30 protein-coding genes and 1 tRNA gene are annotated in these 26,428 nt (G+C 69.0%); 15 read left to right on the top strand and 16 right to left on the bottom strand.

Annotated features, from left to right (window positions below; translation table 11 throughout):
- Positions 1–94: 94 nt before the first annotated feature.
- The 3 genes from H3309_RS16320 to H3309_RS16310 all read right to left on the bottom strand — a co-directional run bounded on the left by H3309_RS16320 (position 95) and on the right by H3309_RS16310 (position 3,666).
- Positions 95–2,428, bottom strand: a complete 2,334-nt coding sequence (locus H3309_RS16320; protein ID WP_243453946.1) for a ligase-associated DNA damage response DEXH box helicase — start codon at positions 2,426–2,428, stop codon at positions 95–97.
- Between the two features lie 77 nt (positions 2,429–2,505).
- Positions 2,506–2,913: an META domain-containing protein gene (locus H3309_RS16315; protein WP_182296113.1), complete on the bottom strand. Its 408-nt coding sequence runs from the start codon at positions 2,911–2,913 to the stop codon at positions 2,506–2,508.
- A gap of 57 nt (positions 2,914–2,970) precedes the next feature.
- The gene (locus H3309_RS16310; RefSeq protein ID WP_182296111.1) at positions 2,971–3,666 is read right to left on the bottom strand and encodes an NAD-dependent deacylase; all 696 of its coding nucleotides are present in this window, start codon (positions 3,664–3,666) and stop codon (positions 2,971–2,973) included.
- A 30-nt stretch (positions 3,667–3,696) separates the two neighbouring features.
- Between H3309_RS16310 and dapB the strand changes: the two genes are divergently transcribed.
- The 8 genes from dapB to H3309_RS16270 all read left to right on the top strand — a co-directional run bounded on the left by dapB (position 3,697) and on the right by H3309_RS16270 (position 9,149).
- Positions 3,697–4,482, top strand: coding sequence for a 4-hydroxy-tetrahydrodipicolinate reductase (gene dapB, locus H3309_RS16305; protein ID WP_182296109.1), 786 nt, complete (start codon positions 3,697–3,699; stop codon positions 4,480–4,482).
- A gap of 63 nt (positions 4,483–4,545) precedes the next feature.
- Complete coding sequence (infA, locus tag H3309_RS16300) at positions 4,546–4,764, top strand: translation initiation factor IF-1 (RefSeq protein WP_182296107.1); 219 nt, start codon at positions 4,546–4,548, stop codon at positions 4,762–4,764.
- On the top strand, positions 4,761–5,813 hold the full coding sequence (locus tag H3309_RS16295; RefSeq protein WP_182296105.1) for a DUF2332 domain-containing protein: 1,053 nt from the start codon (positions 4,761–4,763) through the stop codon (positions 5,811–5,813). The genes infA and H3309_RS16295 overlap by 4 nt, the downstream gene beginning before the upstream one ends.
- Entirely contained in the window at positions 5,810–6,385 is a 576-nt protein-coding gene (locus H3309_RS16290) for a Maf family protein (RefSeq protein WP_182296103.1), read from the top strand. Before H3309_RS16295 ends, H3309_RS16290 begins: the two co-directional genes overlap by 4 nt.
- A complete protein-coding gene (locus H3309_RS16285) occupies positions 6,369–7,301 on the top strand; it encodes a ribonuclease (protein ID WP_182296101.1) in 933 nt (310 codons plus the stop codon). The genes H3309_RS16290 and H3309_RS16285 overlap by 17 nt, the downstream gene beginning before the upstream one ends.
- A complete protein-coding gene (locus H3309_RS16280; RefSeq protein WP_182296099.1) occupies positions 7,285–7,443 on the top strand; it encodes a DNA gyrase inhibitor YacG in 159 nt (52 codons plus the stop codon). The genes H3309_RS16285 and H3309_RS16280 overlap by 17 nt, the downstream gene beginning before the upstream one ends.
- Before the next feature lie 36 nt (positions 7,444–7,479).
- Positions 7,480–7,555 (top strand) — tRNA-Phe (locus H3309_RS16275).
- A 79-nt stretch (positions 7,556–7,634) separates the two neighbouring features.
- Entirely contained in the window at positions 7,635–9,149 is a 1,515-nt protein-coding gene (locus tag H3309_RS16270) for an acetyl-CoA acetyltransferase (protein ID WP_182296097.1), read from the top strand.
- Positions 9,150–9,155: 6 nt separating this feature from the next.
- Here H3309_RS16270 and H3309_RS16265 read toward each other — a convergent pair whose 3' ends face one another.
- Positions 9,156–9,803: an MOSC domain-containing protein gene (locus H3309_RS16265; protein WP_182296095.1), complete on the bottom strand. Its 648-nt coding sequence runs from the start codon at positions 9,801–9,803 to the stop codon at positions 9,156–9,158.
- A gap of 239 nt (positions 9,804–10,042) precedes the next feature.
- On the opposite strand from H3309_RS16265, the gene H3309_RS16260 reads away from it, so the two are divergent.
- The 3 genes from H3309_RS16260 (at position 10,043) to H3309_RS16250 (ending at position 11,540) form a co-directional block, all read left to right on the top strand.
- The gene (locus tag H3309_RS16260) at positions 10,043–10,486 is read left to right on the top strand and encodes an MAPEG family protein (RefSeq protein WP_182296093.1); all 444 of its coding nucleotides are present in this window, start codon (positions 10,043–10,045) and stop codon (positions 10,484–10,486) included.
- A gap of 73 nt (positions 10,487–10,559) precedes the next feature.
- The gene (locus tag H3309_RS16255; RefSeq protein WP_182296091.1) at positions 10,560–10,871 is read left to right on the top strand and encodes a hypothetical protein; all 312 of its coding nucleotides are present in this window, start codon (positions 10,560–10,562) and stop codon (positions 10,869–10,871) included.
- A gap of 123 nt (positions 10,872–10,994) precedes the next feature.
- On the top strand, positions 10,995–11,540 hold the full coding sequence (locus H3309_RS16250; protein WP_182298866.1) for a peroxiredoxin: 546 nt from the start codon (positions 10,995–10,997) through the stop codon (positions 11,538–11,540).
- On the opposite strand, the gene purL is transcribed toward H3309_RS16250, so the two are convergent.
- From purL to rpmI, 4 genes are all read right to left on the bottom strand, one after another.
- Positions 11,524–13,683 carry a phosphoribosylformylglycinamidine synthase subunit PurL gene (purL, locus tag H3309_RS16245; RefSeq protein WP_182296089.1) on the bottom strand — a complete coding sequence of 720 codons (2,160 nt, stop codon included), beginning with the start codon at positions 13,681–13,683 and terminating at the stop codon, positions 11,524–11,526. The genes H3309_RS16250 and purL overlap by 17 nt on opposite strands.
- A 36-nt stretch (positions 13,684–13,719) precedes the next feature.
- Complete coding sequence (locus H3309_RS16240) at positions 13,720–14,979, bottom strand: Y-family DNA polymerase (RefSeq protein ID WP_182296087.1); 1,260 nt, start codon at positions 14,977–14,979, stop codon at positions 13,720–13,722.
- 90 nt (positions 14,980–15,069) lie between these two features.
- Positions 15,070–15,435 carry a 50S ribosomal protein L20 gene (rplT, locus tag H3309_RS16235; protein ID WP_182296085.1) on the bottom strand — a complete coding sequence of 122 codons (366 nt, stop codon included), beginning with the start codon at positions 15,433–15,435 and terminating at the stop codon, positions 15,070–15,072.
- 14 nt (positions 15,436–15,449) lie between these two features.
- Positions 15,450–15,653, bottom strand: coding sequence for a 50S ribosomal protein L35 (gene rpmI, locus H3309_RS16230; protein WP_182296083.1), 204 nt, complete (start codon positions 15,651–15,653; stop codon positions 15,450–15,452).
- A gap of 192 nt (positions 15,654–15,845) precedes the next feature.
- On the opposite strand from rpmI, the gene relB reads away from it, so the two are divergent.
- Complete coding sequence (gene relB / locus H3309_RS16225) at positions 15,846–16,073, top strand: type II toxin-antitoxin system RelB family antitoxin (RefSeq protein WP_243453778.1); 228 nt, start codon at positions 15,846–15,848, stop codon at positions 16,071–16,073.
- Positions 16,057–16,329, top strand: a complete 273-nt coding sequence (locus H3309_RS16220; protein WP_182296081.1) for a type II toxin-antitoxin system RelE family toxin — start codon at positions 16,057–16,059, stop codon at positions 16,327–16,329. The genes relB and H3309_RS16220 overlap by 17 nt, the downstream gene beginning before the upstream one ends.
- A gap of 57 nt (positions 16,330–16,386) precedes the next feature.
- Here H3309_RS16220 and H3309_RS16215 read toward each other — a convergent pair whose 3' ends face one another.
- The 6 genes from H3309_RS16215 to cobA are packed head-to-tail and all read right to left on the bottom strand — an operon-like array spanning position 16,387 to position 20,876.
- Positions 16,387–17,061 (bottom strand): VOC family protein, encoded by a 675-nt coding sequence (locus tag H3309_RS16215; protein WP_182296079.1) that lies wholly within the window; start codon positions 17,059–17,061, stop codon positions 16,387–16,389.
- Positions 17,062–17,093: 32 nt separating this feature from the next.
- Positions 17,094–17,816, bottom strand: a complete 723-nt coding sequence (locus H3309_RS16210; protein ID WP_182296077.1) for a phosphoadenylyl-sulfate reductase — start codon at positions 17,814–17,816, stop codon at positions 17,094–17,096.
- Positions 17,809–18,201 (bottom strand): DUF934 domain-containing protein, encoded by a 393-nt coding sequence (locus H3309_RS16205; RefSeq protein WP_182296075.1) that lies wholly within the window; start codon positions 18,199–18,201, stop codon positions 17,809–17,811. The genes H3309_RS16210 and H3309_RS16205 overlap by 8 nt, the downstream gene beginning before the upstream one ends.
- On the bottom strand, positions 18,194–19,816 hold the full coding sequence (locus H3309_RS16200; RefSeq protein WP_182296073.1) for a nitrite/sulfite reductase: 1,623 nt from the start codon (positions 19,814–19,816) through the stop codon (positions 18,194–18,196). Before H3309_RS16200 ends, H3309_RS16205 begins: the two co-directional genes overlap by 8 nt.
- Positions 19,816–20,097 carry a DUF2849 domain-containing protein gene (locus H3309_RS16195; RefSeq protein ID WP_182296071.1) on the bottom strand — a complete coding sequence of 94 codons (282 nt, stop codon included), beginning with the start codon at positions 20,095–20,097 and terminating at the stop codon, positions 19,816–19,818. Before H3309_RS16195 ends, H3309_RS16200 begins: the two co-directional genes overlap by 1 nt.
- Positions 20,094–20,876, bottom strand: coding sequence for a uroporphyrinogen-III C-methyltransferase (cobA, locus tag H3309_RS16190; protein ID WP_182296069.1), 783 nt, complete (start codon positions 20,874–20,876; stop codon positions 20,094–20,096). The genes H3309_RS16195 and cobA overlap by 4 nt, the downstream gene beginning before the upstream one ends.
- 112 nt (positions 20,877–20,988) lie before the next feature.
- On the opposite strand from cobA, the gene H3309_RS16185 reads away from it, so the two are divergent.
- The gene (locus H3309_RS16185; RefSeq protein ID WP_182296067.1) at positions 20,989–23,469 is read left to right on the top strand and encodes a penicillin-binding protein 1A; all 2,481 of its coding nucleotides are present in this window, start codon (positions 20,989–20,991) and stop codon (positions 23,467–23,469) included.
- A 204-nt stretch (positions 23,470–23,673) separates the two neighbouring features.
- Here the strand turns inward: H3309_RS16185 and H3309_RS16180 are convergent, their stop codons facing one another.
- Both H3309_RS16180 and H3309_RS16175 read right to left on the bottom strand, forming a co-directional pair.
- Positions 23,674–24,450, bottom strand: a complete 777-nt coding sequence (locus H3309_RS16180; RefSeq protein ID WP_182296065.1) for a class II aldolase/adducin family protein — start codon at positions 24,448–24,450, stop codon at positions 23,674–23,676.
- 5 nt (positions 24,451–24,455) lie between these two features.
- Positions 24,456–24,614: a DUF2256 domain-containing protein gene (locus tag H3309_RS16175; protein ID WP_182296063.1), complete on the bottom strand. Its 159-nt coding sequence runs from the start codon at positions 24,612–24,614 to the stop codon at positions 24,456–24,458.
- Between the two features lie 85 nt (positions 24,615–24,699).
- Here H3309_RS16175 and H3309_RS16170 point away from each other — a divergent pair, with 85 nt between their 5' ends.
- Positions 24,700–26,355, top strand: coding sequence for an alkaline phosphatase D family protein (locus H3309_RS16170; RefSeq protein ID WP_182296062.1), 1,656 nt, complete (start codon positions 24,700–24,702; stop codon positions 26,353–26,355).
- Positions 26,356–26,428 lie beyond the last annotated feature (73 nt).

Genomic DNA, 26,428 nt, shown 5'->3' with positions numbered 1-26,428 from the left:
CGGCCCCGTTTCGACTTCAATAACATGAGATATTCCCCTGTCCTTGTCAGGAACTCGGGTTACATCACCCAAAAGGCCATGAGCGTGACCGCCGTCACGCCGCCTCTGCCGCCAGCGCCGCCGCCTCTTCCAGCAATGCCTCGTCCGCCAGTCCCGTCACCATCTCCTTGCTGATCTCCAGCATCACCGGCACGGCAAGCGGGCTGACGCGCTCCAGCGGCACATGCAGCAGCTGCGTCTGCGCGCGGCGCAGCAACCCCTCCAGCCGCGGCAGGTCGGTCAGCTTGTTGTGCGCATCCGCCCAGGCCGCCTCCAGCAGCAGGTGGCCCGGCTCGTGCCGGCGGAGCACGTCGAAGATCAGGTCGGTCGAGAACATCACCTGCTTCCCCGTCTTGGCCTGCCCCGGCAGCGTGCGCTCGATCAGGCCGCTGATGACGGCCACATCGCGGAACGCCCGCTTCAGGAAGGGCGTTCCCTCGATCCAGGCGGCGAATTCGCTTTCCAAGATATCCGGATGCAGCAGTGCCAGCGGGTTCGTCACTTCCCGCAGCCCCCACACGCTCAGCACATAGTCGGTCGCCACGAAGCCCAGCGGCTGCAACCCCTGCGCCTCCATCCGCTGCGTCACCACCATGCCGAGCGACTGGTGCGCGTTGCGCCCTTCAAAGCCATAGAGCACCATGTGCCAGCGCCCGTCGCGCGGGAAGGTCTCCACCAGCAGCTGGTCGGGCGCGGGCACGATGCTGCGCTCGGCCTGCAACGCCAGCCATTCGTGCACATCGTCGGGCATGCGCGCCCATTGCGCCCGGTCGGGCAGCATGGCGCGCACGCGGTCGGCGAGGTTCGTGGTCATCGGCATGCGGCCGCCCACATAGGCGGGCACGCTGGGATTGCCGCGCCCCATCCGCACCACCAGATCAGGCCCGTCGTTCGCCACCACCTCCAGCGTCAGCCCGGCGAACATGAAGCGGTCGCCGCGCCGCAGCTGCGCGGCAAACCATTCCTCGATCGTGCCCAGCGCCTTGCCGCCGGCGCGGGGCGACCCGAAACGCACCTTCACCGCCGGCGCCTCCACGATCACCCCGGCGTTCAACCGGTGCGCCGCCGTCAGCCGCGGATGCGTCACCCGCCAGCGGCCGTCCTTGCCCTGCACCAGCCGGCGGAACCGGTCATAGACGCGCAGCGCATAGCCGCCGGTGGCGATCAGCTCCAGCACCCGGTCGAACGTCGCCCGGCTGACCCCGGCATAGGGCGCTGCCGAGCTGATTTCCGCGTGCATCGTACCGGCCTCGAACGGCTCCGCGCACGCCACGCCCATCAGATGCTGCGCCAGCACGTCCAGCCCGCCCGGCCGGAAGGGGTCGCCATCCAGGTCGCCCGCCATCACCGCGTCATAGGCCGCCAGGCTCTCCAGATATTCGAACCGGTTGCCCGGCACGATCACCGCTTTCGAGGCCTCGTCCATGCGGTGGTTGGCGCGGCCGACGCGCTGCACCATGCGGCTCGCCCCCTTCGGCGCGCCCATCTGGACGACGAGATCGACATCGCCCCAGTCGATTCCCAGGTCCAGGCTGGCGGTCGCCACCACCGCGCGCAGCCGCCCGGCGGCCATCGCGGCCTCGGTCTTCTGCCGCGCCTCGGGTGCCAGGCTGCCATGGTGGATGCCGATCGGCAGCGCCGCCTCATTCTCCGCCCACAGGTCGCGGAACACCAGTTCCGCGACGGCGCGCGTGTTGACGAACACGATGCTTAACCGGTGCCGCTCGATCAGCCGCACCACCTCCCGCGCGGCATGGCGGGCGTTGTGCCCGCTCCAGGGGATGCGCCCGTCGGGGATCAGGATGCCGATGTCGGGCAGCGCCGCCGCTTCGCCCGTGACCAGCCGCACGGCGTCGGGGTTGCCGCCCGGCGCCAGCCAGCCGCGCATGCCGCGTTCGTCGGGGATGGTGGCGGACAGCGCCACCCGCCGCAGCCGGGGGTTCAGCTTCTGCAGGCGCGCCAGCGCCAGCGCCAGCAGGTCGCCGCGCTTCGTCGGCGCGAAGGCGTGGATCTCGTCGATGATCACCGTGTCCAGCCCGGCCAGCATGGTGGCGCTGTCGGGCCAGGTCAGCAGCAGGCTCAGCGATTCGGGCGTGGTCAGCAGGATGTGCGGCGGCTTCTCGCGCTGTCGCTTCTTGGCGTCGCTGCTGGTGTCGCCGGTGCGGGTCTCCACGCGGATGTCGAGACCCATGTCGGCGATCGGCGTCAGCAGGTTGCGCGCCACGTCCGCCGCCAGCGCCTTCAGCGGGCTGACATAGAGCGCGCGCAGGCCCTCCCCGGGCCGCTCGATCAGGTCGGCGAGCACCGGCAGGAAGCCGCTCAGCGTCTTGCCCGCGCCGGTCGCCGCCACCAGCAGCGCATGCTCGCCGGCGTGTGCCGCCTCCAGCATGGCAAGCTGATGCGCGCGTACCGTCCAGCCGCGGGCCGCGAACCAGCCGGCGATGACGGGCGGCAGCACCGGTTTCGTTATTTGGGCGCCGGCACGTCCGCCCGGAAGCGCAACTGGCCGCCGCCGTCGGGCGTGATGCGCATGTTGCCTTCCCAGCTCACCCGCACCCGGCCGCCTTTTTTCAGCTGCGTCAGATAGGCATCCTCGAACGCCATTGCCTCCGGCGTGCAGGCCATCATGGTGCCGGCCACCGGGCCCGGGACCGTCATGCTGCCACCGCGAAGTTCATAGCCGCCCATGAAGCGGTTGCAGCCGCTGGCACCGTTCATCCGCCCATCCTTGCCCAGCGTCAGCGTCACGCGCGGGATGGGCGCGACAGGCTTGCCGTTCATCTCCACGAGCACCCATTCGGTGCCGCGCATCTCGGGCGGGCGGGCGGTGGCGCTGGTGGCGAGCAGCAGGGCGGCGAGGAACAGCGGTTTCATGGCCGCAGCCTGCCATGCGCCGTGAACCGGTGCAATCGGAACACGCGCGCAATACGCTCAGGCCAGCAGTTCATCCACGAACGCCGGCACCAGGTCGGTGGCGCGGCCCAGCCGGCTCTCGTGGAACCGGCTGCTGGTGGCGCTGGGGTCCAGGTTCAGCTCGACCGTCCGCGCGCCGGCCCAGCGCGCGATCTCCACGAAGCCGGCGGCCGGATAGACCGCGCCCGACGTGCCGATGCTGATGAACAGGCTGCACTGGTGAAGCGCCGTTTCAATGGTGTCCATGGCATAGGGCATCTCCCCGAACCAGACGATGTCCGGGCGCAGGTTCGCGGCACCGCACGTGGGGCAGCGCGGCATGCATCGCAAATCGCCTTGCCATGCATGGCGCGCATCGCAGCCGGTGCACCAGGCTTTCAGCAGTTCGCCATGCATGTGAACAAGGGCGCGCGAGCCGGCGCGGTCGTGCAGGTCATCGACATTCTGCGTCACCAGCAGAAAGCCGCCATCCCATTCACGCTCCAGGCGCGCCAGCGCATGGTGCGCCGCGTTCGGCACCACAGCCGCCAGCGCGGCGCGGCGCGCATCGTAGAACCCCTGCACCAGGTCGGGGTTGCGGGCGAAGGCCTGCGGCGTCGCCACATCCTCCACGCGATGGCCTTCCCACAGGCCGTCGGCGGCGCGGAACGTCGGCACGCCGGATTCCGCGGAGATGCCGGCGCCGGTCAGGATGACGATGCTGTCTCTTGCCATGACAAGCGGCTTAGCGGAAAAGTCGGCGGCATGGCAGAGCGCATCAGAGTCGGCATCCTGGGCGCGGGCGGGCGCATGGGGCAGGCGATCATCGCCCAGATCACCGCATCGCCGGACCTTGTGCTGGCCGGCGGGGTGGAGCGGGCCGGGCATCCGGCATGCGGCCAGCCGCTGGGGCAGGGCAAGGTGATCTGCACCAACGTGGCGCCGCTGGCGCGCGCCGCGGATGTGCTGGTGGACTTCACCTCGCCCGCCGCGCTGGACGAAAACCTGCGCGCCGCGGTGGAGGGCAGCGCGGCCATCGTCGTTGGCACCACGGGGCTGGAGGCGGCGCACCATGCCGCCATCGACCGCGCCGCGCGCAGCATCGCCATCCTGCAGGCGGCCAACACCTCGCTGGGGGTGACGCTGCTGGCGCGGCTGGTGGCGGAGGCGACGGCGGCGCTGGGGCCGGACTGGGATGTCGAGATCGTCGAGATGCACCACCGGCACAAGGTGGATGCGCCGTCGGGCACCGCGCTGGCGCTGGGGGAGGCGGCGGCGAAGGGGCGCGGTCAGCCCCTCGCCGCCCTGCGTACCGCGCTGCGCGACGGCGTGACCGGCGCGCGCAGGGCGGGCAGCATCGGTTTCGCCAGCCTGCGCGGCGGCAGCGTGGCGGGCGATCACAGCGTGATCCTGGCGGCGGACGGCGAGCGCATCGAGCTGACGCACCGCGCCGAGAGCCGCGAGATTTTCGCCCGGGGTGCGGTGACGGCGGCGCGCTGGCTGGCGAGGAAACCGCCAGGACGCTATGCCATGGCCGATGTCTTTGGCTGACCGCTGGACAAAAACCCCCTTTCACGGCTAGGGCACGGCCACGAAATCCTTTGAAAGAGCTTCATGGCGAAAGAAGAGTTGCTGGAGATGCGCGGGCAGGTGGTGGAATTGCTGCCCAATGCCATGTTCCGTGTCCGGCTGGAGAATGACCACGAGATCCTGGGCCATACCGCCGGTAAGATGCGCAAGAACCGCATCCGCGTGCTGACCGGCGACGAGGTGCTGGTCGAACTGACCCCCTATGACCTGACCAAGGGCCGGATCACCTACCGGTTCAAATGACGGCGGACAGCGCGTTCCGAACCCATGCCCGCACCCAGGCGGGATGGTGCGACGCGCTGGGATCGCCTTTCACCGCGCTGCTGTGCCGCCTGATCGCCGACCGGCTCGACCCGGCGGGCGCCATGGCGTTGCGACTGGACCCCTTGCCGAACAATCACGCCGCCGACGCCACCGTGCTGCGCCTGACCGGCGCCCTGCACGCGCAGGTGCGGCAGGGCCGGGCACCGATGCTGGCCGCGCTCTATCCCCCGGCGCCGCTGCCTGATCCGCAGGCGCTGTGGGCGGCGTTGGAACCGGTGCTCGCCGATCCCGCGCTGCTGCCCTGGCTGGACAGCGCGCCGCAGACCAACGAGGTCGCCCGCTCGGGCGTGCTGATGCCCGGCATGATGGTGGTGGCCGCCGAGACCGGCCTGCCGCTGCGGCTGTTCGAGCTGGGCGCCAGCGCCGGGCTGAACCTGCGGCTCGATCATTATCGCTATCGCCTTGGCACGCTGGAGACCGGCCCCGCCGACGCGCCGCTGCTGCTCGCGCCGGTATGGCAGGGCGCCGATCCGCCCGGGGCGACGGTGCGCGTGGTTGCCCGCGCCGGCGTCGACCTCAACCCCCTCGACGTGGGCAGCGCGGACGATGCCCGGCGCATGCTTGCCTATGTCTGGCCCGACCAGCGGGAGCGGCTGGCGCGCATGGAGGCGGCGATCGCCGCCGCGCGCGCCGACCCGCCGCCGCTGACGCGTGGCGATGCCGCTGATTTCGTGGAGGCGAAGGTGGCCCCTGAGGCCGGTGCCGCGACCGTGGTATTCCACTCCATCGCCTTCCAATATTTCCCCAAAAACGTGCAGGCGCGGATCGCGGCGCACATGGCCGCAATGGGCGCGCGCGCCAGCGCGCAGGCGCCGCTCGCCTGGCTACGGTTCGAGTTCGATGCGGTGGACCCCGACGCGGTGGCCGCGGGCCAACCGCCGACCCTTCGCCTGACGCTGTGGCCCGATGGACGGGAGCGGCTGCTCGCCACGGTGCACCCGCATGGCGCCATGGTGCATTGGCATTGACCCCGCTGGTCCTGGCATCGGCGAGCCCGCGCCGGGTCGAACTGCTCGCCCGGCTGGGCGTGACGCCGGCGGCGATCGACCCCGCCGACATCGACGAGACGCCGCGCAAGGCGGAAGTGCCGCGGCCCCATGTGGCGCGGCTTGCCGCGGAGAAGGCGGCCGCGGTCGCCGCGCGTCACCCCGGCAAGGTGGTGCTCGCCGCCGACACGCTGGTCGCCGCCGGGCGCCGCATCCTGCCAAAGGCCGACGATGAAGCCACCGCCCGTGCCTGCCTGGGGCTGCTGTCGGGCCGCCGCCACGAGGTGTTGACGGCGGTCACCGTGATCGACGCGGCCGGCATCGCGCGGCACCGGCTGAGCAGCACGACCGTCGCGGTGGCGCCGCTGACCCCGGCGATGATCGAGCGCTACGTCGACGGCGGGCAATGGCGCGGCAAGGCCGGCGGCTATGCCATCCAGGGTGCGTTCGAGGCGCATGTGCGTTTCCTGTCGGGCAGTTTCTCGGGCGTGATGGGCCTGCCGCTGTTCGAGACGCGCGCCATGCTGGTGACGGCGCATGTTCTTCCGGCGTGAGGGCATCGGCGACGTCCGGCTGGCCGAGGTTCACGAACGGCGGCTGACCGCGATGACAGTGCGCCGCGCAGGCGATGGTGTGCAGCCTGGCGAGGTCTGGGCCGCGCGGGTCGACGCGCCGGGTCGGGCAAGCATCGGCGACGAAGTGCTGGCGGTCGCGCCCTGGCCCGCCGGGCTGACCCAGGGCGCGCGGCTGGTGATCGAGGTGACGCGCGCCGCGATTCCCGAACGCGGCCGCCTGAAACCGGCGCGCGCCCGCCCGGCGCCCGACATGCCCGGCGAAGGGCTTTTGCGGGCAGCCCCGGCCATCCTGGCGCGTGACCAATGGCCGGATTGGCTGGCGGAACAGTGGGATGACGCCTGGACCGCCGCCGAACTCGGCCGGCTGGCCTTTCCCGGCGGGGTGCTGCTGCTGACGCCGACGCCGGCGCATCTGGCGGTCGATGTCGATGGCGACGCGCCGCCGCTGGTTCTGGCGATGGCGGCGGTGCGGGCGCTGGCGGCGGCGCTGCGGCTCTATGGCGTCGGCGGCAGCGTCGTGCTGGACCTGCCGTCGCTGCCCGACAAGGCGGCGCGAACGGCGGTGGGTGAAGCCTTCGATGCCGCCATGGCGCCGCCGCACGAACGCACGGCCATCAATGGCTATGGCCTGATGCAGGTCATCCTGCCGCGACAGGGCCCGTCGATCATCGAGCGCGCCTGGTATCAGCGGGCGGAATCGCGTGCCCTTGCGCTGCTGGAGGCGGCCGCGCGCGACAGCGGCCACGGCCCGATGCGGCTGGTGCTGGAACCCGACTCCGCGCGCTGGCTGGAGGGTCAGCCGGCGCTGCCGGCCGCGCTGTCGGCCACAACAGGCCGGCCTGTTGCGGTCACCGCCCGGGCGGGGGTAGGGGGTGGCCATGTCGAAGCGGTCTGAGCGATGCCCGATCTGCGGCAAGGCGATCGTCGCCGCGCACGCGCCCTTTTGTTCGGCCGCCTGCCGGGACCGTGACCTGATCCGCTGGCTGGACGAGGATTATCGCGTGCCGCTGAAGCCGGAGGACGACGGCGACGGTTGACCCGCTCCGCGCCCGCGCTTATAGCGCGCATCCCGTGCCTAGGTAGCTCAGTTGGTAGAGCATGCGATTGAAAATCGCAGTGTCGGCGGTTCGATCCCGTCCCTGGGCACCATTTTTCCTCTTCTTTTGGGGTATGCCGCGGCAGCGGCCGTCATAGTAGCGACCTGCGCCAGCAACAGCAGGACAATCGCATGACCCTTCCCTCGATGACCCCCGTGCTGGTCGGCATCGGCCAATATGTCGACCGCGGCGATGCCATGCTGAGCCCGCAGGACATGCTGGCGGCGGTGGCGAGGCGGGCGATCGCCGATTGCGGCGGGCATGATGTCGCGGCGGCGATCGATGCCATCGCGGTGGTGAAGCTGTTCGCGGACAGCGCCGCGGCGTTCGCGGGGCCGTTCGGGGGGTCGTCCAATTATCCGCGGTCCATCGCCAACCGTATCGGTGCCAGCCCGCGCCGCTGCCTCTATGGGCCAGTGGGGGGTAACACGCCGCAGATGCTGGCCAACCTGTTCGCGCAACAGATCGCGAACGGCGAGCATGATGTTGTCCTGCTGGCCGGCTGCGAGCCGATCCGCACCCAAGCGAGGGCGCAGAAGGCCGGGCTGAAACTGGACTGGCGCGAGGATGCGGGCGAACCGGAGACGCTGGGCAAGGAAATCCAGATGATCTCCCGCCACGAGCTGCTGCATGGGATCGCGCTGCCGGTGAATGTCTATCCGCTGTTCGAAACGGCGCTGGCGGCGCACTATGGCCGCAGCATGGTGGCGCAGCGGGCGCACATCGGCGAATTGATGGCGCGCTTCACGCGCGTGGCGGCGGCGAACCCGTTCGCGCAGTTGCCGGTGGAACGCAGCGCGGCGGAGATCATCACGCCGACCGACGACAATCGCTATATCGGTTATCCCTACACCAAATATCTGAATTCGAACATGTTCGTGGATCAGGCGGCAGCGCTGCTGCTGATGTCCACCGCCGCCGCCGACCGGCTGGGGGTGCCGGCGGGCAAGCGGGTCCATCTGCATGGCTGCGCCGACACGCAGGAGAAGATCCTGGTCAGCGAGCGGGTCGATTACCACAGCTCGCCGGCGGTGCGCATCGGCGCGGCGCACGCCCTGGCGGCGGCGGAAATCCGCGCGGACGACATCGCGCACATGGACCTCTACAGTTGCTTTTCCAGCGCGGTGCAGATCGCCGCCGACAGTATCGGCATCGCGCATGACGATCCGCGCGGCCTGACCTTGACCGGCGGGCTGTGTTACTTCGGCGGGCCGGGCAACAATTATTCCATGCACGGCATCGCCGAGGTCGCGGCGCGCTGCCGTGCCAACCCCGGCAGCCACGGCTTCGTGTTCGCCAACGGCGGCTATCTGACCAAGCACAGTTTCGGTGTGTGGAACACCACGCCGCGCGCGTTCGAACGCGCCGACCCGGCCGGCTATCAGGCCGAGGTGGATGCGATGGCCTCCCCCCGCCTGGAGGAAGCGCCCGCCGGCGAGGGCCGGATTGAGGCCTTCACCGTGATCCACGACCGCGGCCGGCCGGCCTTTGCCATCGTCATCGGCCGGCAGGCGGGCGACGGCGCGCGGTTTCTGGCGCAGGTGCATGACGGCTGCGGCGCGATGGTCGATGCCGACCTGATCGGCGCGCCGGTGACGGTGACGGCCGGCAAGGGTGGCCCGAACATGGCGGTGCTCGCCAGCTGACCGGCGTCAGCGCGCCGCCTTCGCCAGCCGGGCCGCCCAGGTCGCCCAGCTTTTGGCGAGGCGGGGGTGGGCGGCGAGCGCCTCCAGCGCCGCGCTGTCAGGCGGATCGGCGTAGCTGACGCGCAGCACCTGGGCGATGCTCCAGGCGCCGGGCAGGCGTTCCTCCCATGTCAGCACGTCGCCGGCGGCCAGCTGGCCCGGTTCAGCGACGCGGTTGTACCAGCCGCTGCGGCCGTTCTCGATCATCGCCTTCACCATGGCGGGGTCGCCATACCAGCGCGCCAGCGTGTTGCAGGGCTGGCGCGGCTGGCAGACCTCCAGCACCACGCTGCCGATGCGCCACCGGTCGCCGATGTGGACGGTCGTTTCGTCCAGGCCCGCCACCAGCAGATTCTCGCCGAAGCCGCCGGGCACCAGGCGGTCGGCATGCCGCGGATGCTCCGCCACCCAGTGCGGGTAATTGCTGGCGGCATAGGCATAGATCGCCTTTTCCGGGCCGCCATGCACGCGCTGGTTGGCCTGTTGATCGCCCACCAGCCCCAGCTGATGCGCGGCCAGCGGCCCCTGGACCGGCTGCTTGCCATAGGCGGTGACGGTCTTGCCGAAGCGGACAGCGCGGCCGATCCGCAGCTCCAGGAGGGAGGGACTTGTCATGGCCCGCGTTCCAGCCCATGTTGAGGGCATCCGTCAACAATCGAAAGGAGGTGGTCCCATGTCTCATCGCTCGAAGCCGCAGGTCATGCGGATCGCGGCTGGGGTCACCCTCGGCTGATTCGCGCAGCCGAAAGGCCGAACGATGGAAAGGCCGCCGGGGGCAATCCCGGCGGCCTTTTGCATAGGTTGCGACCGCGGCGGCGCTTTCGCATGGTGACGGGACAAAAAGGGGAGTTCGCATGATCGAGACCATTTCCAACCCGCATGCCGTGTCCATCCTGCATGCCGTGATCGGCATGGGGATGCTGAGCCTGCTGATGTTCCTGTGGATGTATGCCACCCGCCTGCCGGCGTTCAGCCGGGCGAAGCTGGACCCGCAGGAAGCCATGCACCCCGGCAGCTACCACGATCGCATCCCCAGCGAGGTGCGGCGGGTCGCCGACAATTACAATCACCTGTTCGAGGCGCCGACGCTGTTCTACGCCATCGCGCTGACGGTGGTGCTGCTTGGCCTTGCCGACCCGGTGCATGCGGCCTGCGCCTGGGCCTATCTGGGCCTGCGGGTGCTGCATTCGCTGGTGCAGGCCACGATCAACAAGGTGGCGCTGCGTTTCCTGCTGTTCGCCCTGTCCTGGCTGGCGATGGGCGTGATGATCGTGCGCGCGGCGCTGTCCAGCCTGTAACGGGGGACGCGGGCGGGCGGCGTCGTAATCCCTCTGCTGCCGTGATGGTCGCGGCGGCAGAGGGAGTGAAGCGATGCGTATCATCATCACCGCCGCCCTGCTGGGGCTGGCCAGTATCGCCCATGCCGGGCCCATGGCGGCGCTCGACCGCGCGGAGGCGCGCCAGGCCAACCAGGACCGGCGCATCGACGCCGGCGTGGCGCAAGGGCAGATCGCGCCGCGCGAGGCCCGCCTGCTCAACCGCCAGCAGGCGCACATCGACCGCGCCATCGACCGCCGGGTGTCTGACGGGCTCTATTCCCGCCGCGACGCGCGCATCGTCCGCGCCCAGCAGCGCGGCGCCAGCGGCAGCATCCGTTTCGCGCGGCACAACCGCTGGCGATAGCGGATGGCGCGCTGATCGACCGCCTCACTGGCTGTCATTCAGATGAATCGATTGCCCGCCGGACACGCGCGACGCTATCCGGCGGGCATCAACATCGTTGAAAGGCAGCCCATGACCCATCCCCTGATCGGCCGGCGCGTTCCCGACGTCACCTTCCGCACCCGGGTGCGCGACGCGAGCATCGGCGGCGACAACCCCTTTCGCTGGCAGGACATGACCAGCGCCGACTATTTCGCCGGCAAGCGCGTGGTGCTGTTCGGCCTGCCCGGCGCCTTCACGCCGACGTGCAGCAACGAACAATGCCCGGCCTATGAACGCTCGATGGATGCCTTCGCGCGCCACGGCGTCAGCGAGGTCTATTGCCTGAGCGTCAACGACGCCTTCGTGATGTACCAGTGGGGCCTGAAACTGGGGCTGAAGCGCGTGGCGCTGATTCCCGACGGCAGCGGGCATTTCACCCGCGGGCTGGGGATGCTGGTGAACAAGGACCACCTCGGCTTCGGCTGGCGCAGCTGGCGCTATTCGATGGTCGTCAACGACGGCATCATCGAAGCCTTTTTCGAGGAGCCGGGCCGCAACGACGAGGGCGAGGGCGGCGACCCCTATGAGGTGAGCGACCCGGAAACCATCCTGCGCTGGCTGGAGGCCGACGCTAAACAGCCTGCATGAGCGCCGGCAGCCAGCCTTCGTGCGCGGCGCGAAGGCTGGCCAGCGGCACGCTGGTCCCATCGGCGAGGACGATCGAATCGCCGCCCGCCGTGCCGATCAGCCGCAGCGGCAGCCCGGTCGGTGGCGGCGGGGTGCCGGCGGGAAGGGTCAGCAGATAGCGGCCCTGGTCCTCGCCAAAGGCCTGCGCCGTGGTGAGCGGCGTGTCGAGCGACGCGCCGCATCCGCCGGCCAGCGCCATTTCCGCCAGCGCCACCAGCAGGCCGCCGTCGCTGAGGTCGTGCACCGCGGTGACCAGCCCGGCCGCGATGGCGGCGCGGACATCATCGCCGGCGGCGCGTTCGGCCGCCAGGTCGACCGGCGGCGGCGGGCCGTCCTCCCTGCCGCGCACGTCGCGCAGCCACAGGCTCTGCCCGAGATGCCCGGGCAGGCCGCCCAGCAGCCAGATCTCGTCGCCCGCGGCCTTCAGCGCGATGCTGGCGCTGTGGCTCCAGTCGTCGAGCAGGCCGACCGCGCCGATCGCCGGGGTCGGCAGGATGCCGCGCCCCTCGGTCTCGTTGTACAGGCTGCAATTCCCTGACACGACCGGAAAGTCGAGCGCGGCGCAGGCCGCCGCCATGCCCTCGATGGCACCCACGAACTGCCCCATCACCTCCGGCCGCGTGGGTGCTGCAAAATTCATGCAGTCGGTCACCGCCAGCGGCTTCGCCCCCACCGCGCACAGGTTGCGCCAGGCTTCCGCGATCGCCTGCTTCCCGCCCTCCACCGGATCGGCAAAGACATAGCGCGGCGTGCAATCGGTGGTCATCGCCAGGCCCTTGGCCGTGCCGTGCACCCGCACCACCGCCGCATCGCCGCCGGGCCGCTGCACCGTGTCCGCGCCGACCTCGCAATCATATTGTTCCCAGATCCAGCGCCGGCTGGCGACGTCCGGGCTGGCCATCAGCGTGGCGAGGTCTGCCAGCAGGTCGCCCGATTCCGCCACCGGCCCCAGGGGTGCCCGCTTCGGCGTCGGCACCCAGGGACGGTCATATTTCGGTGCCTCGTCGCCGATGGGTGCCAGCGGCAGGTCGCCCACGATCGCGCCGCCATGCTCCAGCACCAGCCGGCCGGTATTGGTCACGCTGCCGATCACCGCGAAATCCAGCGCCCATTTGCGGAAGATCGCCTCCGCCTCCGCCTCCCGCCCGGGCTTCAGGATCATCAGCATGCGTTCCTGCGATTCCGACAGCATCATTTCATAGGGTGTCATCCCGCTCTCGCGCTGCGGCACGTCATCCAGCTTCAGGTGGATGCCGACGCCGCCCTTCGATGCCATCTCGACACTGCTGCTGGTCAGCCCCGCCGCCCCCATGTCCTGGATGGCGACGATGGCGTCGGTCTCCATCAGCTCAAGACAGGCCTCGATCAGCAATTTCTCCATGAACGGGTCGCCGACCTGTACCGTCGGCCGCTTCTCCTCGCTGTCAGCGTCGAACTCGGCGCTGGCCATGGTGGCGCCATGGATGCCGTCCCGCCCGGTCTTGCTGCCGACATAGACCACGGGATTGCCGATGCCGGCGGCCGCCGAATAGAAGATGCGGTCGGCGCGGGCGATGCCGACGGTCATGGCGTTCACCAGGATGTTGCCGTTGTAGCTGGGGTGGAAATTCACCTCCCCGCCCACGGTCGGCACGCCGACGCAATTGCCATAGCCGCCGATGCCGGCGACGACGCCGCGCAGCAGGTGGCGGGTCTTCGGATGGTCGGGCGCGCCGAAGCGCAGCGCGTTCAGGTTGGCGACGGGCCGCGCGCCCATGGTGAACACGTCGCGCATGATACCGCCCACGCCGGTCGCCGCGCCCTGATAGGGTTCGATGAAGCTGGGGTGGTTGTGGCTCTCCATCTTGAAGATGGCGGCGAGACCATCGCCGATGTCGATCACGCCGGCATTCTCCCCCGGCCCCTGGATCACCCAGGGGGCTTTGGTGGGCAGCTTGGCGAGATGCAGGCGCGTGGATTTATAGCTGCAATGTTCGGACCACATGACCGAGAAGATGCCCAGTTCCAGCAGGTTCGGCGTGCGCCCCATGGCGGCGACGATGCGCTCATATTCGTCGGGCGAAAGGCCATGTTCGGCGACGATCTGCGGGGTGATGTCGGTCATGCGCGCGGCTTTAGGGGAGGGGCAGGGCAAGCGCAATCAAGCGTGGAATTCGGCGCGCTCCGGAATCTGCCCGAAGGCGATCTTGGCGCCCATTTCCCGCGCCCGGCCAACGGGGGGTGGGCCGAGGGTGACGGTATCGCGGCCGAAGCGGCGGTTCAGGCGGTCAAGCGCGGCGGACAGCGCCGGCGTGCGCACGGGTCGGGTGGCGGCGAATTCGAACAGGTTGCCCTGCGCGCCGATGCGCGGCGCGATATCGTCGAACGTCACGCCGATGGTGCGCACCCGCACGCCGCGCGCCCGGATCACCTGGTGCAGCACCGGCCACAGGTCGCCCAGCGCCTCCAGCAGGGGATAGCTGTCGTTGGTCGGCGCCACGCGCCGCGTCTCCGCCCAGCCATATCGATCCTCGAACCGGGCGTGCAGCGTGACATGCCGGGTCAGGAAATCGCCGCTGCGCAGGCGCGTGGCCGCCTTCAGCAGCAGCCGCCGCGCCGTCAGCCGCACCGTTTCGGCATCGCGCAGCTGCGGTGCCAGCACATGGCTGTGCCCCAGCGACTTCGATTTCGCCGGCGCATCGGCGATTTCATGCCCGTGCAGCATCCACCACAAGCGGGCGCCGACCACGCTGCCCCAGGCGCTGCCCGCGGCCATCGGGTTGCGTTCCAGCAGCGCCTGCATGGTGGTGATGCCGCGCGCCGCCAGCCGCGCCTCCATCTTCGCGCCGACACCGGGAATGTCCCGCAGCGGCAGCGGATAGAGCCGCTGCGGCAGCTCATGCGCCTCGATCAGGGTCAGCCCGTCCGGCTTCTGCATGTCGCCTGCGATCTTGGCGAGCAGCCGTGTCGGCGCGATGCCGATGCTGCTGGTCAGGCATTCGCCGACATTCCGGGCGATGCCCGCCTTGATGCGTTTCGCCAGCGCCAGCGCGTGGGCGGGGTCATTCTCGTTGTCCAGCAGCCGGCAGGCGAATTCGTCGATCGAACAGACTTTGGTGACCGGGATGTGGCGCTCCACCTCGTTCAGGATCTTATGGTGTATCTGGATATAAGCATCATGGCCGCTGCCCACGAACACCAGCCCGGGGCAGCGCAGCTTCGCCTCGCCGACGCGCATGCCGGTCTTCACGCCGAACGCCTTGGCTTCGTAACTCGCCGCGATGATGGTGCCCGAATCGACCGATTCGGGCCCCACGGCAACCGGTCGGCCGCGCAGTTCCGGGCGCAACTGCTGGTGAACGCTGGCGAAAAAGCTGTTGAGGTCGAGGTAGAGCCAGCGGAGCATGGCGCATGAGAACATAGGTGGAACAAAAAGGCGAGTCCGAAAGCGTGCAAAACAAAGGGCCGCGAACCTGGATGGTCCGCGGCCCTTCGATGGTGTGCGCTGGGCTCAGGCCGTGGCCGGCGTCGTGCCCATCACCTGGTCCACCACCGCGCGGAAGCTCGCCGGCTCGTTCATCGCCAGGTCGGCGAGGATCTTGCGGTCCAGCTCCAGGCCCGATGCGGCCAGCTTGTTCATGAAGACGCTGTAGGTCAGGCCCAGCTCGCGTACGCCGGCGTTGATCCGCTGGATCCACAGCGCGCGGAAGGACCGCTTCTTCGCCTTGCGGTCGCGATAGGCATATTGGCCGGCCTTCTCGACCGCCTGCTTCGCAACGCGAATGGTGTTCTTGCGACGGCCGCTATAGCCCTTCGCCTGTTCAAGGACGCGCTTGTGACGCGCGCGGGCGGTAACGCCCCTCTTTACCCGTGCCATGTGTCAGAACCTCCTTATTTCAGGCCGTATGGCGCCCAGAGCTTGATCGTGCGCGTGTCGGCGTCACTCACAACCTCGGTGCCGCGGTTCTGGCGGATATATTTGGCGTTGTGGCTGATCAGGCGGTGCCGCTTGCCGGCGACGCCATGCTTCAGCTTGCCCGAAGCGGTCATGGTGAAGCGCTTCTTCACCCCGCTCTTGGTCTTCATCTTGGGCATTTTACGGTCTCCTGCATGGGCGTTGCCGCCCAGGGTGAAGCGTATCGGGCGTGGCCACGGCAGCCCATACGGCCGGGCAACGCGTTCATTCGATTCGCGTGAAGTGCGCGCTGATAGCGGGGGCAGCGGTACGATGCAAGCGCAGTGTGTCCCGGGCTTGCAATACGCGTATCGCACAATTACCCTGTTCCCATGCCGATGTCGCTTCGCCTTCCCGCACCCATCGAGGATCGGCTCTCGGCGCTGGCGGCGCTGACCGGGCGATCAAAGACGTTCTACGCGACCGAGGCGATCGTGGAGCATATCGACGATCTGGAGGACGCGCATCTGTCCGCCGCGGTGCGCGCACGGGTGCGCGCCGGTGCGGAGGGGCGCGTGGCGCTGAGCGAACTGCTGGAAGACTATGGCCTGGCGGATTGAGTTCGCCGCCAGCGCCGAAAAGCAGCTCCGCAAGCTCGACCCGCAGATCGCGCGCCGCATCCTGACCTTCCTGCGCGACCGTGTGGCAGCGCTCGACGATCCGCGCAGCATCGGCGAGGCACTGCGCGGGCGTGAATGGGGCGACTTCTGGAAATATCGCGTGGGCGACTGGCGGATCATCGCCGACATTGAAGATGAGGTGGTGCTGATCACGGTGGTAAGGTTGGGTAACCGGCGGGAGGTTTACCGGCGGTGAGCCTGTCGCTGTTTTCAACGTGCGTGCCCGTGTTGCGAGTCAGAACCGGAGCGTTCGTCACCCCGCCTCCAGATGCCTCACCAGTGCCCGGTTCTGGCTGACTTCCCAGATCGTGCCGCCGGGATCGCGGAGCATGGCGAAGCGGGCGATGTCGGCGTAGGTTTGCGGCGGCATCATCGCCGTGCCGCCGGCGGCCAGCGCCGCGGCGAAGGCGCGGTCGCAGCTTTGCACTTGAATTGTAATGTAGCGCCAGCCGGGGCCCTCGAGCGGCGCGTCGATAGTCGCGTGCGGGTCTGCAGTCAGGATAATCCGGGTGCTGCCCAGCAGCAGGCCGTCGGCATCTTCTACTGCGCCCAGATCCCGCAAAAAGCCGCTCACCACCGCCAGCTCGCGCACCGCGATCTCAAACCCCGCCCGCGTCACGCCTGCCTCACCCACCGGCACGCGCGACACCAGGTTGTCATCGGGGTCGCTCATATCCTCCCGCGTTGTGCAGGCGGCATCGGCGATCAGCAGGCGGCGGATCGGCGAACGCGGCGCCGCCGGCAGGCCGTCCGGCGCCAGGTTGACCTTGCACAGCCCGCCCCACAGCGCCAGCCGGTGCTGCGTCCGCCCCGCCGTCAGCGCCATGGTGCCGCTCTCCGCCAAGCCCACCGCGCCGCGCCAGAAATCCAGCACGGCAGGGTCCGCGGTGAACAGCGCGATGTCGAGATCGGGGCGGGAAAGCTGCATGCGCGCCACGCTGCCGGGAAATCAGCCTGCGGTCAAAAGGCGGGCAGCTCGTGAATCCCGCATTCCACCTTGTCCCAGCCGCGCCAGCGTCCGGCGCGCGGGTCCTCACCCGGCGCCACTTTCGACGTGCAGGGCGCGCAGCCGATGCTGGGGTAGCCTTCCGCCACCAGCGGGTGCGGCGGCAGACCATGTTCGCGGGCGTAGAGCGCAAGCCGTTCGCCGGTCCAGCGCGCCAGCGGGTTCAGCTTGATGCGGCCCTCATCGTTTTCAAAGAGTGGCATGTCGGCGCGTGTCGCCGCCTGGCCGCGCTTGCGGCCGGACAGCCAGGTGGTGAAGCCGGGAATGGCGCGCTGCAACGGCTGCGTCTTGCGGAGGTCGCAGCAACCGTCGGGATCGTAACTCCAGCGCAGGCCGGTCTCGTCCTTCACCCGCAGCGCTTGCGGATCGGGTTTCACCAGCGTCAGGCCGGTCATCCCCAGATGCCCCATCAACCGCCCGGCATAGATCAGCGTCTCGGGAAAATGCTTGCCCGTCTCCACGAACAGCACCGGCAACTGCCGGTCGATGGCGGCGACCATGTGCAGCAGCACGGCTGACTCCGCACCGAAGCTGCTGACCAGCGCTACCCGCCCGAACGCGCCCGAACGCAGCACCAGCGCCAGCAGTTCCTTCGCGGTCAGCGCGCCATAATGCGCGTTCAGCGCCGGCGCGTCGGCACCGCTCCATTCGTCGATGCGGCGCGCGGCCTCAGCCACGCGCCGCCCACACCGGTTCGGCGTCGTCGGCGGCGCGCTGATAGACGGCCTTGAAGCGGTTCAACGTGCGATGGGCGTCGGCCGGATCGATGGGCCTGTCCGGTGCAACGCTGGAAAAACCGCTGCGCTTCAGGAACACCAGCTGGTCGAGCGTCACGTCGCCCACGGCGCGGATGTCGCCGTCGAAGCCGGCCTCCCGCAGCAGCCGCGCGCTGCTGTAGCCACGCCCGTCGCGGAAGGTCGGGAAGGCGATGAAGATCGCGTCCGCCTGATGCAGCCCCTGCATGCCGCGCACATCGTCGCCGGGGTTGACCAGCGGCGCATCCGCCACCTCCCGCGCGCGCGGGTCGAGCGCCAGCCACTCAGCCCCCGATCGCTCAACCATAGACCGCCTCCTTGAAGGGTTCCGCGCCGACGCGGCGGTAGGTGTCCAGGAAGCGCTCGCCCGGATCGCGGATCGCCTGGTAGCGTTCCGTCACCTTGCCGACCGCGGCGACGATGCCGTCCTCGTTGAACCCCGGTCCCAGGATTTTGGCCAGGCTGGCGTCCTCTGCGCCCGAACCGCCCAGCAGCAGCTGGTAATTCTCCACGCCCTTCCGGTCGACGCCCAGCACGCCGATGTGCCCGGCATGGTGGTGGCCGCAGCCGTTGATGCAGCCCGAGACCTTGATCTTCAGCTCGCCCAAATCATCCTCTTGCGGCGCCAGCAGCGCGGCGATCTTCTGCGCCACGGGGATCGAGCGCGCATTCGCCAGCGTGCAGTAATCCAGGCCCGGGCAGGCGATGACATCGCTCGCCCGATCGAGGTTGGCATCGGTCAGGCCGACCGCCGCCAGTGCCTGAAACACCGTATAGAGATCGGCGTTGCGGACATGCGCCAGCACGAGGTTCTGCGCGTGGGTCACGCGGATCTCGTCATGCGCGTAAGCGGCGGCGATCTCCGCCACCGCATCCATCTGCGCGGATGACGCATCGCCCGGAATGCCGCCCACCGGCTTCAGGCTGATGTTGACGATGGCATGGCCGGCCACCTTGTGCGGCGCCACCTGCCGCGCCCGCCAGCGGTCGAAGGCCGGATCGTTCACCGCCGGCACCTCGCCGCCATCACCCAGCGGCGGCAGCGGGAAATAGCTCTTGATGCGTTCGATCTCGCTGGCCGGCGGATCGATGTTCAGCGGCAGCAGCGCGGCATGCTCGGCCTCCACTTGGGCGGTGAACTCCTCGGCCCCCAGTTCGCTGACCAGAATCTTGATGCGCGCTTTGTAGATGTTGTCGCGCCGGCCGTGGCGGTTATAAACGCGCAGGATCGCCTCGCAGTAACTCAGGAAGTGGCGGCCCGGCAGGAAGTCGCGGATGAGCGGGCCAATGATCGGCGTGCGCCCCATGCCGCCGCCCACGAACACCTTGAACCCGGTCTCGCCATCCCGCCGCACCAGTTGCAGGCCGATGTCATGTAGCCGCATCGCCGCCCGGTCGGTGTCGCTGGCGATCACCGCGATCTTGAACTTGCGCGGCAGGTAACTGAATTCGGGGTGGAAGCTGCTCCATTGCCGCAGCAGCTCGGCCCAGGGGCGAGGATCTTCCAGCTCGTCCGCCGCGGCGCCGGCATATTGGTCGCTCGAAATGTTGCGGATGCAATTGCCGCTGGTCTGGATCGCATGCATCTCCACGCTGGCGAGGTCGGCGAGCAGGTCGGCGCTCTCCTCCAGTTTGATCCAGTTATACTGGATGTTCTGCCGCGTGGTGAAATGGCCATAATCGCGGTCATAGCGGCGGGCGATATGCGCCAGCATGCGCAGCTGCGCGCCCGACAGCGTGCCATAAGGGATGGCGACGCGCAGCATATAGGCGTGCAGTTGCAGATAGAGGCCGTTCTTCAGCCGCAGCGGCCGGAAATGCGCCTCGTCCAGCGCGCCGGACAGGCGGCGTTCCACCTGCTCGCGATATTCCTCGACCCGTGCATTGACGATCGCGCTGTCATATTCGTCATACCGATACATCAGCGCCACTCCGCTTGGGCGACCGCCAGGTCGGCGCGCACCGTTGGCCCGAAGCCCCGGATCCGTTCCCGGATGTGCAACGGGCGCGGGCCGACGTCGGTGGCCTCGGCGTCGATGACCGCCAGGTCATTGATCGTTTCACCAATGGCTTGCTGTTTCATCAGTGCGTCGGCTGCATCCGCTTCCAGCGGCAGCGCGTCGCGCAGAAAGGGCGTCCAGCCCTCGGTTCCCCACCACACCACCTCGCCGGTCAGCGTGATATTTCCCGTCAACAATTTCATGCCCCGTAACGCTCCATTGCCTGCACCGCCAGCAGCGGCAGCTTGTCCTCGGCCTCCGCCAGCCGCACCACCTCGCCGATCACCAGGATCGCCGGGCTCTGCACGCCCTCCCGCGCCACCATCGAGCCGAGGTCGGCGAGCAGCGTCCGCAGCGCGCGCGATCCCGGCAGCGTGCCACGCTCCAGCACCGCGACCGGCGTCTCCGGCGACAGGCCGTCGCCCATCAGCTTCTCCGCGATCATCGTCGCGGATGCGACACCCATATAGACGACGAGTGTCCGCCCCGGCCCGGCAAGGCCGATCCAATTCTGCTCGGCAAGGCCCTGGCACACGCCGGCGACGAAGCTGACCACGCTCGAATGGTCGCGGTGGGTCAACGGCAGTTGCGCCTCCGCGGCGCAGCCGAGCGCCGCCGACACGCCGGGGATGATCTCCACCGGCAGCCCCGCGTCGCGCAGCGCCTCCACCTCCTCGCCGCCGCGGCCGAAGATGAAGGGATCGCCGCCCTTCAGCCGCACCACCGTCTCGCCCAGCCGCACATGCCCCACGATCAGCGCGTTGATGGCTTCCTGCGGCAGGGTGTGCCGCGCGCGGGACTTGGCGACGGATATGCGCGCCGCGGCGGGCGGCGCCAGTGCCAGCACGCGCGGATCGACCAGCCCGTCATGCACCACCACATCGGCGGCGGCGAGCGCGCGCACCGCGCGCACGGTCAACAGGTCGGGATCCCCCGGCCCTGCGCCCACCAGAATGGCCCGTCCGGGCGAAAGTTTCGTCATTCCTGCCAGATGGCGGAGCCGGGCGGCCGGCGCGACCCACTTTGCGCCACAGGGGGGTAAAGCTGGGCTTTCCCGGCTTTGCCTTGCGCCCCGTCGGGGCTAAAAGGCCGGTGTGTCGGCGTCCTCCTCCCCCTTTGTTGCCCGTGTCGCATCGCGCTGGGCGGCACTGTCGCCGCGGCAGCGGCGCTGGGGGCGGATCGGCGCCTTCGTGGCCGGGCTGCTGGCGGTGGCGCTGGTCTTCTTCTGGTATCTGATCGGGCGCGGGCTGCCCGATGCCTCCACGCTCGCCAATTACCAGGCGCCGCTGCCCACCAACGTGCGCGCGGTGGATGGCACGCCGTTCCGCAGCTTCGCCCGTGAACGGCGGGTATTCCTGCCCTATGGCGAAACGCCGCCGCTGTTGATCCAGGCCTTCCTGTCGGCGGAGGACAAGACCTTCTTCCAGCACAGCGGGCTGGACTGGTTCGGCATCGCGCAGGCGGTCGTCACCAACATCGAATCGATGGCGAGCGACAAGCGGCCGGTCGGCGCCTCCACCATCACGCAGCAGGTGGCGAAGAATTTGCTGCTGACCAACGAGGTGACGCTGGGACGCAAGCTGCGCGAGGCGATCCTGGCGCGCCGCATCGAGCAGCAGTTCAGCAAGGGGCAGATCCTCGAACTCTACCTCAACGAGATTTTCCTCGGCCGCAACGCCTATGGGGTGGAGGCGGCGGCGCAGGCCTATTTCGGCAAGCCGGCGCGGGAGCTGGACGTGGCCGAGGCGGCGTTTCTGGCGATCCTGCCCAAGGCGCCCAGCAACTATAACCCCACCACCAACTATGACCGGGCGCTGACGCGGCGCAACTGGGTGCTGGGGCAGATGGCGGACAATGGCTGGATCACGGCGGCCGAGCGCGACGCCGCGCGGGCGACGCCGATCACCACCATCCGGCAGGCGGTGCGGGTGATCGACCGCAACGGCGACTATTTCATGGAGGAACTGCGGCGCCAGCTGATGGCGCGCTTTGGCGAAAGCGCGGCGGACGGGCCGAACAGCGTCTATGCCGGCGGCCTGTGGGTGCGCGCCACCATCGACCCCGTGATGCAGAAGGCGGCGGAAAAGGCGCTGCGCGATGGCCTGGTGCGCTATGACCGCGCGAAGGGATGGCGCGGGCCGGCGGCGCGGATCGATCCCGGCGAGGGGTGGCAGGGCCGGCTGGCGGCGCTGCGCCTGGGCGTGGGCTATCCGGAATGGCGGGCGGCGATGGTGCTGGCCCGGGGCGATGCCATCACGCTGGGCTTCACCGATGGCAGCACCGGCCGCATGGCGCTGGGCGACGCCGCCATGCCGCGCGCCGGGGTGGGTCGCCCGGCGTGGCAGTTGCTGAAGGCCGGCGATGTCGTGCCTGTCGCGCGGTCCGGCGGCGGCGCTTTTGCCGGCTGGTCGCTGCGGCAGATCCCGGCGGTCTCGGGCGCGATGGTGGTGCAGGACCCCCACAGTGGCCGCGTCCTGGCGATGGTCGGCGGCTTCGACATGCGCGGTTCCGCCTTCAACCGCGCCACCCAGGCGCAGCGCCAGCCGGGCAGCAGCTTCAAGCCCTTTGTCTATGCCGCCGCGCTGGACAATGGCATGACCCCGGCCTCGATCATCCTGGACGCGCCCTATTGCGTGTTCCAGACGCGGCAGCTGGGGGAAAAATGTTTCCGCAACTTCACCGGCGGCTATGCCGGGCCGCAGACCATGCGCTGGGGGCTGGAACAGTCGCGCAACCTGATGACGGTGCGCGTCGCCTACAACACCGGCATGGACAAGGTGGTGGCGCTGGCGAAGGACCTGGGCATCGGCAATTACCAGCCGGTGCTGGCGATCTCGCTGGGCGCCGGGGAGACCACGCCGATGCGGCTGGTGAACGCCTATTCGACGCTGGTCAACGGCGGCCGGCAGGTGACACCGATCCTCTTCGACCTGGTGCAGGACCGGCAGGGCAAGGCGATCTTCCGCGCCGATGCGCGCGCCTGCGCGGACTGCAACCGGCCGGGCTACACCGGCCAGCCGATGCCGCAACCGGCGGATACCGCACGGCAGGTGATGGACGCGCGCACCGCCTATCAGGTGGTGCACATGCTGGAGGGCGTGGTGGAACGCGGCACCGCGGTGACGCTGCGTGATCTCGGCTATCCGATCGCCGGCAAGACCGGCACCACCAGCGGGCCGACCGACGTGTGGTTTGTCGGCGGCACGCCCGACCTCGTCGCCGGCCTCTACATCGGCTATGACCGGCCGCGCAATCTGGGCGGCTGGATCCAGGGCGGGACGTTCGCGGCGCCGGTGTGGAAGCAATGGGCGCAGCTGGCGCTGAAGGACCCCGACAAGACCCCCTTCCTGGCGCCCGCCGGGGTGCGCATGGTGCGCATCGACCGGCGCAGCGGCAAACGGGTGTTCGGCGTCTGGCCGGGTTTCGGCGAAGCGCGGCCGGCGGTGATCTGGGAGGCGTTCAAGCCGGAGAGCGAACCCCGCCGGCTGACGCGCGCCAACACCGCGCTGACCGGGCGCGTGGGCGTGGTGCGCAGCGACGCCGATTTCCTGAAATCGACCGGCGGAATTTACTGAGAAACCGTCCGGCAAATCGTCCAAGCCGGGCTGCAAACGTCGATTCTCTGCGCTCCGGTGCTCACGTGCCTCAGCACGCTGCGCTCCGGTGCTCGACAATCAACGTTCTCGCCACAGCCTGAACAATTTTCCGAACGGTTTCCCATCCGCCATTTTCCTCTGTGCTCGCCGCAAAAGAGGTGATGGTTGGTGGGCTGACGGCCCTCAGTTGCGATAGCTCGGGTCCAGCCGGTCCATCTTGCGCATCAGCGCCGGCCAGGCGAGCAGGGTGCTCACCATTTTCAGCCCCATGCGGCCTTGCTCCGCCGCCTTTTCCGGCGTGCCCTGCGGCGGATGGTTCACCAGCGCCACCCCGCCGGCAAGCGTGTGGACCTGCGCCTCGCAGGCGCGTTCCAGGAAATACATCTTCAGGAACGCCTCGCCGACGCTTTCGCCCACGGTCAGCGTGCCGTGGTTGCGCAGGATCATCGCGCTTTTCGTGCCCAGGTCCGCCACCAGCCGCTCCCGCTCCTCGAGGTCGGTCGCAACGCCCTCATAATGGTGGTAGGCGACCTCGTCGCGGATCAGCATCGCCGTCTGGGTCAGCGGCATCAGCCCGTCGGCCATCGCGCTGACCGCCTGGCCGTGCGGCGTGTGCAGGTGGATGACGGCATGGGCGTCCTCGCGCGCCATGTGGATGGCGGAATGGATGGTGAAGCCGGCGGGGTTGGTGAGATAGGGCGTTTCCATCACCGGATGGCCATCGACATCGATCTTCACCAGCGAGGAGGCGGTGATCTCGTCGAACATCAGGTTATAGGGGTTGATCAGGAAATGATGCTCCGGCCCCGGCACGCGGACGCTGAGGTGGGTGAAGATCAGGTCGTCCCAGCCATGGTGCGCCACCAGCCGATAGGCACAGGCGAGTTCCTCGCGCAGTTTCCATTCCTCGGCGCTCACTTGTGATTTCACGTCCCCCAGCGCTTTCAATTGCGTCGCCATGATCGTCACTCCCCTTGGGCCGGCACCTTCCCGGCGCGGCAGGCGTCCGAACAATAGCGCACATTGTCCCAGTCGCGCGCCCATTTTTTTCGCCAAGCGAACGGCCGGCCGCAGTGCGCGCACTGCTTTTGCGGCAAGTCGGCTTTCTTGCGCATCTTCGCCATGGCGCCTGCCCTGCCAAGCCTCGGCCTGCCTTGCAACATGCCTGTCATGCTGCTTGCGTAGCGGGCGGACAGAGGGAGCGAGTCGATGCTGCATGGGCTGGAAAAACTGTCGCTGGAACGTCGCGCCCTGCTGACCGGCGGTGTCGCGCTGGGCGCCGGGCTGCTGCTGCCCGGTCGGCTGTCGGCGCAGCCGCTTGCCGGGTTCACGCATGGTGTCGCCTCGGGCGAACCCGGCGCGCGCTCGATGCTGTTCTGGACGCGCTTCGTCGCCCCGCGCGCCACGCCGCTGAAGCTGGAGGTGGCGACCGATCCGCGCATGAGCCGCATCGTCGCCCGCGCCGAAACCGTCGCCGATCCGGCCAATGACGGGTGCGCCAAGGTGAGCGTTTCGGGCCTGGAACCCGGCCGGCTGCATTACTACCGCTTTACCGCCCCGGGCGAAGGCCGGCGCGGCGGCGCCAGCTCGATGGTCGGGCGCACCAAGACACTGCCCGAGGGCGGCGTCGCCATGGCGCGGCTCGCGGTCTTTTCCTGTTCGAACCTGCCCTACGGCTGGTTCAACGCCTATGGCCACGCCGTTGCCGACGACCAGTTCGACCTGGTGGTGCATCTGGGCGACTATCTCTACGAATATGCCCGCGGCAAATATCCCTCGGCGGCGGAAACCGTCGCCGGCCGCACCATCAATCCCGCCGGCGAGATCGTCTCGCTTTCGGACTATCACGCACGCTACGCCAGCTATCGCGCCGATCCCGACCTGCAGGCGCTGCATGCCCGCTATCCGACCGTCACGATCTGGGACGATCATGAGAGTGCCAACGACACATGGAAGGGCGGCGCGGAGAACCATGACCCGAAAACCCAGGGGCCGTGGGACGTGCGGCTGGCCAATGCGACCAAGGCGCATCGCGACTGGCTGCCGATCAGCAACGCGCCCTATGCCAGCTATGACATCGGCGCCCTGGCGACCCTGTTCCGGCTGGACACGCGCACGGAAGGCCGCGACCGGCAGATCGAGCTGGAGGAGGTGATCAAGGCCGGGCCCGATGTGGCGACCGCGCTGGCCCGCGTGCGTGACACCACTTGGCAGGCCGGCAACCGGGCGTTGATCAGCCCGGCACAGGATGAATGGCTGGCAGCCGGATTGAAGGCATCGACCGCGCGCGGCGCCCGCTGGCAGCTGCTGGCGCAGCAGGTGGTGATGGGGCGGGTGAACACGCCGCTGAATGCCATGCAATGGGCCGGTCTCAATCCCGACAAGCGGGTGGCGAGCTTCATCGGCGCGGGCGTTGCGGCCGCAAAGGCGGGGCTGCCGATGAACCTGGATGCCTGGGATGGCTATCCGGCGGCGAAGGCGCGGGTGCTCTATGCCGCGCAGGATGCGAACGCCAATCTGGTGGTGCTGTCGGGCGACAGCCACAATGCCTGGGCGTTCGATCTCGACTGCTGCGGCCGCACCTCAGGCGTCGAGTTCGCCGGCAGTTCGGTGACATCGCCGGGCTTCGAATGGGCGCTGCGCGCGGCGCCACCGGCCGACGTCGCCGCCGGGCTGATCGCCGCCAGTCCGCAGCTGAAATGGTGCGACACGTCGCGGCGCGGTTATATGGCAGTGATGCTGACGCAAGACCGGGCCAGCTGCGAATGGCGCTGGAGCGCCGACGTGCGCAGCCGCAACGCGGCACTGGCAGGCACCAGCCGGGCCAGCGTGGCGGCGGGGACGAACCGGTTGCAGCTTGGATGATGCCCGGGTTTTTTTGTTTGTCGCATTTTCGGGGCAAAAAACCGGTTCCCACTTTTTCTGAAAATGCTCTAAC

It is taken from the genome of Sandaracinobacteroides saxicola (genome assembly GCF_014117445.1).
GTDB lineage: Bacteria > Pseudomonadota > Alphaproteobacteria > Sphingomonadales > Sphingomonadaceae > Sandaracinobacteroides_A > Sandaracinobacteroides_A saxicola.
The sequence above is the reverse complement of the archived record's forward strand: the minus strand, read 5'-3'. Positions and strand labels throughout refer to the sequence as shown.